This window comes from Vibrio sp. S457-15, assembly GCF_000960545.1.
In the GTDB taxonomy this organism is placed as follows: domain Bacteria; phylum Pseudomonadota; class Gammaproteobacteria; order Enterobacterales; family Vibrionaceae; genus Vibrio; species Vibrio parahaemolyticus.
The window spans coordinates 13,237-24,928 of the sequence record NZ_JYOQ01000065.1 but is presented as its reverse complement, the minus strand read 5'-3'; the positions used below and the strand labels follow the sequence as shown (position 1 = coordinate 24,928).

The 11,692-nt window shown below is 40.1% G+C and carries 12 protein-coding genes and 1 pseudogene; 2 read left to right on the top strand and 11 right to left on the bottom strand.

All coding sequences use genetic code 11. The features are described from left to right. Positions 1–255: 255 nt before the first annotated feature. Positions 256–609 (bottom strand): annotated as a pseudogene (locus UF05_RS24290) (DUF1214 domain-containing protein); the annotation flags it as partial. 65 nt (positions 610–674) lie between these two features. On the opposite strand from UF05_RS24290, the gene UF05_RS07795 reads away from it, so the two are divergent. Further along, positions 675–1,430 carry a LysR substrate-binding domain-containing protein gene (locus UF05_RS07795; protein WP_228764172.1) on the top strand — a complete coding sequence of 252 codons (756 nt, stop codon included), beginning with the start codon at positions 675–677 and terminating at the stop codon, positions 1,428–1,430. 168 nt (positions 1,431–1,598) lie between these two features. Next, positions 1,599–2,453: a LysR family transcriptional regulator gene (locus tag UF05_RS07790; protein WP_045545988.1), complete on the top strand. Its 855-nt coding sequence runs from the start codon at positions 1,599–1,601 to the stop codon at positions 2,451–2,453. Between the two features lie 173 nt (positions 2,454–2,626). On the opposite strand, the gene UF05_RS07785 is transcribed toward UF05_RS07790, so the two are convergent. The 10 genes from UF05_RS07785 to UF05_RS07740 all read right to left on the bottom strand — a co-directional run bounded on the left by UF05_RS07785 (position 2,627) and on the right by UF05_RS07740 (position 11,692). Then, on the bottom strand, positions 2,627–3,085 hold the full coding sequence (locus tag UF05_RS07785; protein ID WP_015313138.1) for a hypothetical protein: 459 nt from the start codon (positions 3,083–3,085) through the stop codon (positions 2,627–2,629). A 221-nt stretch (positions 3,086–3,306) separates the two neighbouring features. Further along, positions 3,307–3,870 (bottom strand): OmpA family protein, encoded by a 564-nt coding sequence (locus UF05_RS07780; protein ID WP_020842023.1) that lies wholly within the window; start codon positions 3,868–3,870, stop codon positions 3,307–3,309. A gap of 1 nt (position 3,871) precedes the next feature. After that, positions 3,872–5,257 carry a VWA domain-containing protein gene (locus UF05_RS07775; RefSeq protein WP_020842022.1) on the bottom strand — a complete coding sequence of 462 codons (1,386 nt, stop codon included), beginning with the start codon at positions 5,255–5,257 and terminating at the stop codon, positions 3,872–3,874. 1 nt (position 5,258) lies between these two features. After that, the gene (gene tadF / locus UF05_RS07770; RefSeq protein ID WP_005498630.1) at positions 5,259–5,837 is read right to left on the bottom strand and encodes a tight adherence pilus pseudopilin TadF; all 579 of its coding nucleotides are present in this window, start codon (positions 5,835–5,837) and stop codon (positions 5,259–5,261) included. Beyond that, positions 5,827–6,369, bottom strand: coding sequence for a TadE family protein (locus tag UF05_RS07765; RefSeq protein ID WP_005454147.1), 543 nt, complete (start codon positions 6,367–6,369; stop codon positions 5,827–5,829). The genes tadF and UF05_RS07765 overlap by 11 nt, the downstream gene beginning before the upstream one ends. Then, positions 6,366–7,454 carry a tetratricopeptide repeat protein gene (locus tag UF05_RS07760; protein WP_025631318.1) on the bottom strand — a complete coding sequence of 363 codons (1,089 nt, stop codon included), beginning with the start codon at positions 7,452–7,454 and terminating at the stop codon, positions 6,366–6,368. Before UF05_RS07760 ends, UF05_RS07765 begins: the two co-directional genes overlap by 4 nt. Further along, positions 7,454–8,320, bottom strand: coding sequence for a type II secretion system F family protein (locus tag UF05_RS07755; RefSeq protein ID WP_005481282.1), 867 nt, complete (start codon positions 8,318–8,320; stop codon positions 7,454–7,456). Before UF05_RS07755 ends, UF05_RS07760 begins: the two co-directional genes overlap by 1 nt. Further along, the gene (locus UF05_RS07750) at positions 8,320–9,234 is read right to left on the bottom strand and encodes a type II secretion system F family protein (RefSeq protein ID WP_015313136.1); all 915 of its coding nucleotides are present in this window, start codon (positions 9,232–9,234) and stop codon (positions 8,320–8,322) included. Before UF05_RS07750 ends, UF05_RS07755 begins: the two co-directional genes overlap by 1 nt. Then, complete coding sequence (locus tag UF05_RS07745) at positions 9,231–10,496, bottom strand: CpaF family protein (protein WP_005454188.1); 1,266 nt, start codon at positions 10,494–10,496, stop codon at positions 9,231–9,233. Before UF05_RS07745 ends, UF05_RS07750 begins: the two co-directional genes overlap by 4 nt. Next, positions 10,493–11,692, bottom strand: coding sequence for an AAA family ATPase (locus tag UF05_RS07740; protein WP_005454059.1), 1,200 nt, complete (start codon positions 11,690–11,692; stop codon positions 10,493–10,495). Before UF05_RS07740 ends, UF05_RS07745 begins: the two co-directional genes overlap by 4 nt.

Below are 11,692 nucleotides of genomic sequence, written 5' to 3'. Positions count from 1 at the left end.
ATATTTGCGTTCAATATCTCAACAGTAAATGTTCTGTGTTTCAGCCAATAAACAACTGGAAAGTTGGAAAACGCGCCATCAGATTATTCTCAAGACTTAGCCAGTTGATAAGTCTTGTTTATTTAGTAAAAAGCTCAGCCACAGGAAAAAACAGTCCTGTAGCCGAGCTTAATTTTACAACAGACAATCTCAGTTTTGAGGTGCCGTGTTATAACTCAGGGAGACGCGTGTTTCCCTATATTCATACCAACGTTCTTATTTGACGAGTTCGATATCACCCATCGTCCAGCTCTTATCGAACATTTTCTCTGTTGGGCCGTAGAAGCGGAAATACGTAAACCAACCTTCTCCTGGGTTCGTTTGTACCCAGTTGCTCTCATAACCTTTCAGTGGCTTTGGGCCGTAGTAAACGTCAATCGAACCGTCAGAGTTAACTTTTAAATTCTTATGAGAAGAAATGTCTGGTGAGCCTGCATCGTTGATGATCATCAGACGATTGTTTTCATCGTAAACCGTCGTCGACCAGAAGTTTTACGCAGGGATATTCGCTGGAACATGCAGTTTGTAGGTATGTTCACCTGAAAGCCAATTACCATCACTATCTTGATACGTTACTAAGTAACGCTAACCAAAGCCTGGAATACGACCCACTATTTGTGCGAACGAGGTATGGATTGAAGCCGACGGACAAAGGACAACTTTTCTCCGATAGCTTACCTAAAATAATGGATGATTTATCGAATCTCATTTTAGAACTTGATGAATTTTCGCCAGAAAGCAGTTCCGCGAATATAAAAATCGCATTTAATGGATTTTTTGGCGTATCTTTCCCTGCGAAATTACATTTAAAGTTATTAGATATCGCTCCTAATATCACAATAGAAACAGAAAGTTGGAGCTCAAATACCATTAGTAAACTGATTAATGGTGAGTTAGATTTGGGAATCAACTACCCTCTAAACAATGTCCCTAAAGAACTACAAACCAAGCACCTTGCCACCGATGAATTTCAGATATTAGCGAGAGATGCACACCCTTTATCGGATCAAGCGATCGATTGTAATGACTTAAGTCTATATCCAATTGTCACTGCAATCGTCCCAGATTGGAATGAGAACAGAACGCTTATTGAGTGCTGGGCAGAGCGTGAAAACATTGAAACCAAAACCGCTTTTAGGTCCAGTTCCATTTTGTCTCTATTAGAAGTGATTTCTGAGACAGATGCTCTATTCCCCACATCTGCGTTTCTTTCAAGAAAGCATCTTTCCGGACTCAAAAGTTTGTCACTCTCTCCACAACTAAAAGCCTCCTTCAAAGGCGAGTCTCAAGATATTTACCTATACATGCACTATCGCCATCGCAATAGTCCTATTTATAAATGGCTGATTCCAATAATTGAAAGCATACTTTCATCCATTAACGATAATTAGTTGTTTTTTTAAAGCCTTTCGATTCTTCTCAATGGTAACGTTTCATTTACCGGTGAGATATTAATATTTGATATATTCTGTATAACATCAACGAAGTTAATTGATCTTTGGTTTAGAGGTATATTGATTAAGCAATCAATATTAAAATAACAACAGACCATAACTTTGATGACTAATAAAAAACTGGATTTAAACTTAATCCAAACATTTTTAATTGCTGCAGAATATCAATCATACACCAAAGCAGCTGAGCACCTTGGCGTGACGCAACCAGCAGTAAGCGCTTCAATTAGGCGCTTGGAAGCACTAATTGAATACCAACTCTTCACCAAGGTAGGACGTTCAATTTCCCTGACTTCTAGAGGGCAGAACTTGCTCCCCAAACTAAGGCAAGCACTGTGTATGGTAGAGAATGCATTGTCCATTTCGCCTCAATTTAAGGTTTACTGCTCAGAGGTATTTTCGGGTAGTTTATCGTCGATTAACAACGTTTTTATTCACGAAGCTGTCGCGACAAAAAACTTGTTACTGGAACTGCTTCATCAGCAGAAAATTGCGTTAATCATTGATTCAATCAAGTCTGATGATTCTACACTGGTCAATGAGGTGATTCACGAAGAGCCAAATGTCGTCGTATACCGCAAAACACATCCGAGAATAAATGGACAAATCAATACCAAGCAGTTTTTTAAAGAAAAACACTGCGTGCTGACTGATGAATGGACTGTGAGTCAAACGACCAATCACAGCCAATACCTAAATAACGTACAAGTCGAAACCGTGGCATCTTCTCTTTCTGGCGTCGTGTTAAACGTGATTGAGAGTGACAATATCGCGATAATCCCCCACTCTTTTGCAATGAAATGGAAGGAACAACTAGACTTACAAGTGATTGACTTGCCCATTGAGTCAAACCTTGTCAGCTACCATTTCATTTATCACAAAAGAGAAAAAAACAACCTGCACCACAAGCGTATTCGAAACAACATCAAAGAAACGCTAAAACCATTTTACAAATCTTAGCTCTTTGCTTATTCCCGATGCCAAGAACCATACAGTTGTATCGGTAAGCTAGGCGCGGTTATCTAGCGGCTTTACCTCGTGTACTGATAATAATTGTATAGACAGAACAAAAGCGATGGTGGCTAAATTCGTTTTTAAATAACAGAGCTTTTTAAATGGCAAAGATATCGCGATTAAACTTGATGATATTTTTTGTTTTTACAATCATAGCTTAGCAACTCGTATGTATTTCTAATATCCAAGTACTTTTCATAATGTAGATAGGCAATGATTCTAGCGTCTGTATTAAACATCAATACGTTTAATGCATTTATTGAATCATATAAATCTTTACCATCAACACCTGACTCTTTATAGCAGCTATTTATATAATTGAGTTCTTTGTAGAGTTCGCTAGCAATCAGCGGATTTTCTAACCTATCTTTTGCGAAATCATAACTTAATATACTTGTCGCATATTGGATATAACGTAACATAAACTCTTTATCAGCTTCTGTTACTTCTAGGTGGTTAACGACTTTATCGACATCATCTCTGATATTATTTTTATTTAAGTCGATGCCTAATAAAGTGTCAGAAACATCTTTGAGTATACGAGGGTTATATACATACTCCTCTAGTTGGGCGCTCATCGCTGGTTTTTCTACTTCAGCATAGGAATGGTAAGCGTTACCAAAAAACAAAAATATCGACACGAAAATATGTTTACATTTCATTGATTGAGACAACTAATTTATACATTACAGAAATAATATTCACAAAAATAAAAGCTTAGTAAAAACTAAGCTTTAAATACCACATAAGATTGAGCACATGAATATTAAAATTACAACAGCAAATAGTGGATTGCTCATTACTCTATAGTTAATACAACTCGACGGTTACAGCCTGACAGCTTATTCTCGTTCACCTTACATATAGGTGCAGACTCCCCAAAGGCCTTTTCCACGATTCTGTTGCCAAGCCCCAGATCTTTCTTTAAATACTTTGAGGCAGTGCTTGCACGTCGAAGGGATAAACTTTTGTTGTAAGCCTGGCTTCCGACATCATCCGTGTGCCCTTCAACGAGAATACGTTTGTCTTCGTTAACCAGTTCTAAATACTTTGATATAGCTTGTTTATGTACGTTTGTTAGATAGTGCTCATTAGTATCATAGTGTAGAACTAACGACATTGAGTTCTTATCAAATGTGCAACTTTCCGTGGCGTTTGTCGCTTCAACCTTTTCAATTTTTTCATCTTGCACAATGGAAAGATCCTCATTAATTACTGATGAGAGTTTTCCATCCACCTGAGTAATTTTTGTATCAGAGCTTTTCAAAACTTTTGAAGTAACATAGTTTTCACTGTGGTTGATACAATTAGCGAGCGCGACATTTGAAGTAAAAATAATCGCAAATGGTATTAACTTTTTCATTTTAATCTTTTAATCGTCCTGTTTCTTCGTTAATCAGATTTAATATATATTTGTAAACGTCTTTACCACTTTTCGCATGATAAATGTTTTTCTCACCAACGCACTCACCGAAACCATCATCTTTTTGTACGTTGTAGTTAACACCTATTACGCCCATGGTGACCTTGGTTTTTTCACCCTCTAGCTTCGCATGTTCACTTTGAAACTTATTTTCTTTACTAGATATTCTTTTCTTAAGGCTTTCACACAAACCATGCTCACCCACTAATGACTTTAAGAATTTGTCATAAACCTGATAATAATAAGTTCGCCCATCATACTGGTCTACGTAATATTTAGTCACGACGTCATACTTATCTCTATAATATCTATTTCTATTCAGTCCCATCGGAAATTGCACATCTGTATCTGCACCATCAGAAAGAATAATAAACACTTGCTCTGGGTTTCGATCTTCCTTTTTAACTTTATCCGCTTCTTTCGCCGCAGCAATTAAACCGAGCCATGATTGAGTACCACCACCTCTTGCTGGCATCACTTTGTGGGAGTTTAGAATATCAATAAATTCCTGATATTTATCAGTCAGAGGGATATCCTGCGACTTATTATAATCACTAGCATAGTGCGGCTTTTGCTCTACTACAGACTTATCAAACATCTTATCGACGATGCTTTCAAATGACGCTTCAGTGTGAGAAAACTCACTTGCATAATCGTATAACTTCACTCGACCAGCGCCTTTATCGAACTTTGCGTTGTAGGCGTTATAAGTTAAAAGCGCAACTCGACTTTTCTTATCCGGACCGGTTTTGAAGTTCTCCAACTCTTTAACGACTCTGGTAATCGTATCTTTTACGACCTGCATTTGAGTCTTGTTTCTTTCACCATACCATGGGTTACTCATCGATTGACTGGTATCCAATATGAAGTAGATATCAACGGGCTGAGGTAGGTATTTTCTCGTAATCGAGTCACCAGAGACCTTGAACTTGGGTTCTACACCAATTTCGTTGTGTGAGATCCACGAGTCATGCTCCGCAGTCGCGACAACGGTGAAGTCAGCAAATGGTGATAGCTCATTATTCCGTTGAACACAGCCATCTTTGTATTCACACTTTTTAGTGGATACGCTGATCTCGATATCGCTGATGTTGTCAGTAATGTATAAATCAACAATTCTCTGCGCATAGTCCTGATCGTCTTTATTGTCTTTACCAGGGCTTGCGATCAAAGCAAGACTTGCTACTTCCGCCGCTTCTTCGATTTTTGAGTGCGCAAGTAAACGTTGTGTGTAACCGACAGAAAATGAGAAAGTGATGATTAATATAGGGAGAAACGAAACAAATATGATTCCAGCCACTCCTTTCTGCTTAGTGAAGCCCTTCATATTAAATCCTTGCAAATGAGTATGAACTGGTCACAACCTTGATCGGCTCACCACGCATTACACCGATGATATTGAAAGGTGTTTTGTAGCATAGAGATACGTGATAAAGCGGAAGACGTCGGTTCTGTGTCGTCAGTGGTAATAGCTTCTTCGCTTCTGCCACCGTGATTTCCTTCAGATCTGGAAAATTACAATCTTCTGTTTTGCCTTTGAAGTTGGTAAACGTAACGAGCTTAGTGTCCTTTTCTTCTAACGAGAGCTCCGTGATTCTCATGCCTAATTCGCTGGCATCAAAATCTGGTAACGTACGTTTCAGCATGCCTTTCGCCATGTAAAACGCGTTATTTACTTGTGCCTCACAATGTCTACCGTTCTCACCACAAATATTAAGTTCGTTGGCGAACAACTGTCGACGCTCGCTTATGACGCTTACGATGGAATAAACCACTCTATCCAACTGCCCTTTCTTGTTTACTGCGATCGTGTAGTTGATATGCATGGCAATGATTGAACCAAAAAAGAGTAATACCAATGCGAGTTCAACGATAAAGGCTCCGGTTTGTTTCGACTTAGCCACCACAAGTGATCTCCTCACCTAATTTGAAAGTGCATCGTTCATATTCTTGAACTGCGACCATCTCTCGATTAATGCTCATGCTTGGCATAACAAAGTTAAACAAAGGGTGATAAGTGAAACTCAATTGATAGATGGCTATCGGCATATTGACTGAGTTCGCCACTGCATCGCCTTTTTTGACATTAGGGCAATCATCTAAGGCTTGGCCGCTACGGTTACACTGCACAAAATCAGACAAATTTTTAAAGTAATAGACCGATGCCGATACCGATGAATGGTCGACAACCTTCGACCATAAGGCACCACCGCTAGATTCTAGTTTGGTTTTGACCACATCTTGATAGTCCACTTTTTCCGAGTTGCTAGAACTACCTTGTTTTTTACTACTCATCACTGCTGTCGTCAGCGCATGGTCGGTTACCCCCATCGAGTACGTAAGTACAGACAAGTCAAACCAGGTAAACAGCACCATGATCAAAACGGGTAAGCCCATCGCAACTTCGACCGTCAAACTTCCTTTTTGAAACTTGATCATAATTCAACGTACCTTTTCTTCGTGTAATCAACGACAAAAGCACCTTTGATATTCATGTTTTCAAGAAACTTCTTTGCATCATCTATATCGCTAAACTCACCAACGCAATAACGCTTCCATAAGCCGTGAGTGTAGGAATACACTTTGCCATAGTTGCCTTTCAGATAATTTAGGTAATCTGACGGAATGACTTTATAGGTTGCTAATACTTGAATTCGATAAATTGACGGCGCTTTAGGACGTAAGTTTTGCGGGTCTAATACTGAGCGCGCTACGTACTTTGGTTTCAAATCGACAGATTTCGTATCCATTTCCATATTTTTCTTTTCCTTTGACTTCGCGACCTGTTTGGGTGGAACTTTTGTATCTATTCTTTTATTCAGAGGTTTAACGCTCTTCATGAGCTTTTTCAGTTTGACTCGTGCGTCTTGCTCGCTACTGTCGTGTTTCAAAACCTCCAACGCCACATCCGGACGATTCGACCGAGTCGACGCCAAAAGGAGATTTGAACGTACCTTTTCATCATTTGGATTGGCAGCAAACAAGCCATAGAGCAGCTCCATCGCGGGCTCTGGTCTGCCTTGCAACATCATCACTACTGCAATATTGTTGTTTGCCTCACGGTCTGATGCGCCATTCTTCTTACTGTCATTGAAGTGAGAAATTGCACCATCGTAGTCTTTTTTACGCGCAAGTATTTTGCCTTTTAGAAGGTAGTAATCACCCTCTGGACCGCCATTATCTAAATACTCTTCTAAGTAACGTTCACTCGCATCGTAATTGGATTTTAAATATTCGAGCTTAGCTAAGATATAAATAATATCTGGGTCTTTAAGATCCTTTTTCTCTAGAGTGTTTATGTATAACTCAGCGGATTTTTGGTCTTTATTATCCAAGTATAAATTGATCAGTTTTATCTTATAACTCGGGACTTCGACCAAGTTCGCTTTATAAAATTCAATAAGCTGTTCAGTTTGACCAGAGTTAGTCAGTAATTTTTCTTTTGTTACTAATTCTTGATTAATAGTTGAACAACCACTTAAAAAAAGTAACACCAAAAGAGAGAAATAGTTTTTTATATTCATTATCCTAGCATCCTCATTATCCCTGGCGCTGCGATTAGAACAACAATAGGAATCATGATAAAAGCGATCATTGGGATCGACATCTTTGCCCCCATCTTGCCGATTTTTTCTTCCAGTTCGAGCATGTTTATTTCTCGAATGTCAGAAGCAAGAGAGGCTAACACTGCACCCACGGATGACCCGTACTTTAAGCTTTGAGTAAGCGTCATGACGAAGCTTTGTGCTTCCGTCGTTGGGACTAAGTCGTAAAACTCGGTGAGAGCTCGGTCTAACCCAACAATTTTGGCCCGTTCTGACGTTTTCTTAACGACATAAGCAAGGTTTTCATCGACCGTTTTTAGCTCGTTCGACAAGTAATCCAAGCTCGCTTCTAACGTCATCCCCGTGTGTACACAAACGTTCATCAAATCCAGTAAGAAAGGCAGCCGACTACTTACATGTCTCACGTTTGCATTCCCTCGCGATGAGATATACATATCCGGCGCGATCAAACAAACAAGCATAGAAAGCGAGAATGAAATAAACGCGGATGAAAACTCCATCTCTCCTTGAATGTAGGAGTAGCCAATAAACGCCAAACAAAAAACCAAGGGTATAATTTTCAATAGATAATAGGCTTGAGCAATAAACTCGCTATGAATACCTGCTCTAACCAGATTATTTTTTGTTTCTTCTTTATTAAAAGATAATCGAGAAAGATGTAACGATAATTTGTCAACAAAAGGCGTTTTTTCTTGGGTTGAATCAATAATCTTTTTTGTTGAAATATTTGCTTTGGTTTTATCAAACACCTTTAACGAGTAATACGCGGCAGATAACGAGATAATTAAACCGAGCGCTAAGAAGATTAACTTAATATCAACCATTACCTAACTCCTCTTAATATCATGTAGATAAAGAAGAACCCAATAGCTTCACTAACCAAGACGTAATAAAAGATGGGTTTTCCCCCTTCTTCAAACATTACGAAGTTATAGTTTTCCGGGCTGGTCACTTTCAAAATCATGATAAAGATAACTGGCAACGCCGCGATGATTTTTGCTGATGCACGCGCTTCCGACGTCAACGCATTTTTCTTTTTCTCGATTGCCCTCGCTTCAAACATGATTCGGTTGATGCGGTTAATCACGTCTTTTAGCTGCCCACCTCGACTCAAGTTGATTCGAATTGTTGCGGCAAAGAAAAAGTACTCAACGTAAGGAAACGAAGCTGCACTTCGTGCCAATACATCGTCTGGGTCTTCACCAATCAGAAGTCGTTCTGACATTTTTTTGAACTCTTCGCCAACTTCATTATCAAGCTGAGTTCCTACGTATTCGAACGCATGGACAATACTTTGTCCCGAGGAGAGTGCACCCGACAATATGTTTAGTGCATCTGGAAAGTTGTCCTTGAATCGCTGCGCTTGGATACCACTTAATTTGAGGATAAACATCACAAATAATATTGGTTCTAACGCCAGCAGCACTTTCCAGTACTCAAACATAAAAAACCAATCATTAACGCAGTAAACAGCTATCGAAGACGCAGCGAAAAAGCCGATCAGTTTTAGTCCCGCATTTGGGCTCAGCAGCTTTTTCAGCTGCTTAAATTTGTCCTTTACTTTCTTTTTATAGCTAACATCAAAACTCTCCGAGTCGATAACCGCTCGGGAGCCAGTAACACCCTCGAATGTATTGGACTGTTCAATGATAGATGTGATCTCTTTTTGTCTTTTCACATGACCAATAAACAGGAATAACGCGACAGCAACCCATAGTGAAATGACGATCAGCATCATGAGAACAACTCCTGAAGTGCCCCATCTAAGCCGAAGAACTTAGCTCTCTCATAAATCACAGAGCGTTTAGAAAGACCTGGCGTTCGGAACTCACCTGAGATTTTTCCTTCATCACCTACGCCATTGTTCTCAAAGCGGAAAATATCTTCCATCACCACGCTGTCCCCTTCGAGGCCAACGATCTCACTGATGAACAATATTTTACGACTACCATCATGCAGTCTTCGTACTTGGACGATCAGATCGACCGCACTCACAATAGTGCGACGAATCGCCTCAAGCGGCAGGCTTGCTGTAGCCATCATTACCATACTCTCGACACGCGCAATTGCATCACGAGGGGTGTTCGCGTGCAGTGTTGACATAGATCCATCGTGACCGGTATTCATCGCTTGAAGCATTTCAAATGCCTCACCGCCACGACACTCACCGACGATGATTCTGTCTGGTCGCATACGAAGGGCGTTAATCACCAAATCTCGGGCGGTAATTTCACCAGTACCTTCGACGCTTGCTTGGCGCGTTTCCAAACGCACAATGTGCGGCTGCTGCAATTGAAGTTCGGCAGCATCTTCAATGGTGACAATACGTTCACCACTGCCGATAAAGCCTGACAAAGCGTTCAGTAGTGTTGTCTTACCAGAACCAGTACCACCTGAAATAAGAATGTTGCACTTGCAGTGACTCGCAATGGAAAGTAGCTTCGCCATTTCAACGGACAGCGCGCCAAACTGAACCAAGTTTTCCAACTTGATTTTTTGCTCTTTAAACTTACGAATTGAGATTGAAGTACCATCAATCGCAAGAGGTGGTATTACGATGTTTACACGACTACCATCTTCTAAACGCGCATCACAGAGCGGTTTCGATTCATCAATTCGACGCCCTACATTGGATGCAATGCGTTTGGCGATAGTATTGAGCTGCTTTTCATTGACGAACTGGATTGGCGACTTCTCTACCTTGCCGTTGATTTCGATGAAAATATCTGACGGGCCATTGATCATAATGTCCGAGATATCATCGTTATCAACCAACGCTTGAAGCGGCCCTAAGCCTTTAAGTTCATCCAGTAGTGCTTTGACGAGATCTAAACGCTTCAAACTGCTGATTTGCAGTTGCTTTTTCTCGATAAGAATATTGACGGAATCTTTTAATTGGCTTTCAAGCTCTAATGGCTCGACATCGACTAAAGAAGCGGCATCAAGCGCGTCAAAGATTTCGTCTCTTATGTCAATATAAACTTCTTTTAGGTGATTCATTTCTTAAACCACGCGAACTTTTTCTGCACTTTGACTTTTTTACCAGTCAGCGAATTCACCATATTTGCAATAGCTGGGGTGAACTTAATTTTCGCCGTGTTGTGAATGCCCTGTTGGATGATCAACTTTTCCAAATTGGCTTCATAAACGAAATCAATGGTGTCTTTCGCTTTAATTTTTTCTTTGGCGCCTTGGAGAGGCATCATGTAATCCTTCTGCGATCGAGTCATAGAAAAAATGATTCGATGCTCGGCCTTTCCTAATTTTTTCTTTATCGAGTGATAAGCGCGCAACGAGGCAACAGAAGGTTCACAGACAACAAAAATGCGGTTGTATCTTTCATTAATGTCTTCTGAAGTCAGTTCGTTTATCGCATTTAAAGGCAATGAATCTATGATGAAGTTGTACTGATCCACCAGCTCATTAGAAATTCTAAATAGAGAGTCTGCATGGTCGCTTATGCATGCAATGTTCTTTTCAAGGGCAAGGAAATCAAGCTTGTCTTTGATCGGGTGTACATAACTCCCAGCAATTGCGGCATCGAGCTCAGATTGGTTTAAATCGATACTATTTTGTTGCGCCTTTAGTCCTTTTAAACCCAAGAAAATATCCGAATTTAATGCCAGCGTATCGTGTTCAACAAGCAACGTTTTTAAGCTCGCTTGCTGGCTCAAGCTATGGGATAAAAAAGCACTGATGGTTGACACGCCAACACCGCCTTTACTACCAAGCATCAAGACTCTTTTAGCGATTCGCGACTTTTTCTTCACCGTTGGCGAAAATGTGTCTTTACCAGACTCTTTTAATGCGCCCAACAAGCCATCAAGTTCCGGATCCCAAAGAATGTAGTTCGCACCTAACGACAGCACTTTGTCACGCATCAAGATTGAGTCCGTGTTGCTCAACACAATCAGAGAGATGCTCACATCTAATCTTGAAGATATTTCCGCCACTTCCGAAACAAGCTCGCCACAATCTCGCAAATCAAGAACGACATGCTTTATTTCTGCGCTTGTTTTGTGCCAACTCTCATCATCGATATCATCTACTTTAAGAGGTGAAGCAAAACCTTCGATCGCATAGAGCTCATCGATCGCTTGCAGAAAAGCCATATCATCTGAAACAACCAGATCAATGGTGTTATTCTTTTTGTCTTTACTCGATGAAGTCGTTTTGAATAGGTTATCTAAATCCAT

What these genes read in the sequence shown, in the direction of transcription:
- UF05_RS07790 (WP_045545988.1), top strand. Translation starts at nt 1,599, where the DNA reads ATGACTAATAAAAAACTGGATTTAAACTTAATCCAAACATTTTTAATT.
- UF05_RS07785 (WP_015313138.1), bottom strand. Translation starts at nt 3,085, where the DNA reads ATGAGCGCCCAACTAGAGGAGTATGTATATAACCCTCGTATACTCAAA.
- UF05_RS07780 (WP_020842023.1), bottom strand. Translation starts at nt 3,870, where the DNA reads ATGAAAAAGTTAATACCATTTGCGATTATTTTTACTTCAAATGTCGCG.
- UF05_RS07775 (WP_020842022.1), bottom strand. Translation starts at nt 5,257, where the DNA reads ATGAAGGGCTTCACTAAGCAGAAAGGAGTGGCTGGAATCATATTTGTT.
- UF05_RS07765 (WP_005454147.1), bottom strand. Translation starts at nt 6,369, where the DNA reads ATGATCAAGTTTCAAAAAGGAAGTTTGACGGTCGAAGTTGCGATGGGC.
- UF05_RS07760 (WP_025631318.1), bottom strand. Translation starts at nt 7,454, where the DNA reads ATGAATATAAAAAACTATTTCTCTCTTTTGGTGTTACTTTTTTTAAGT.
- UF05_RS07755 (WP_005481282.1), bottom strand. Translation starts at nt 8,320, where the DNA reads ATGGTTGATATTAAGTTAATCTTCTTAGCGCTCGGTTTAATTATCTCG.
- UF05_RS07750 (WP_015313136.1), bottom strand. Translation starts at nt 9,234, where the DNA reads ATGATGCTGATCGTCATTTCACTATGGGTTGCTGTCGCGTTATTCCTG.
- UF05_RS07745 (WP_005454188.1), bottom strand. Translation starts at nt 10,496, where the DNA reads ATGAATCACCTAAAAGAAGTTTATATTGACATAAGAGACGAAATCTTT.
- UF05_RS07740 (WP_005454059.1), bottom strand. Translation starts at nt 11,692, where the DNA reads ATGGATTTAGATAACCTATTCAAAACGACTTCATCGAGTAAAGACAAA.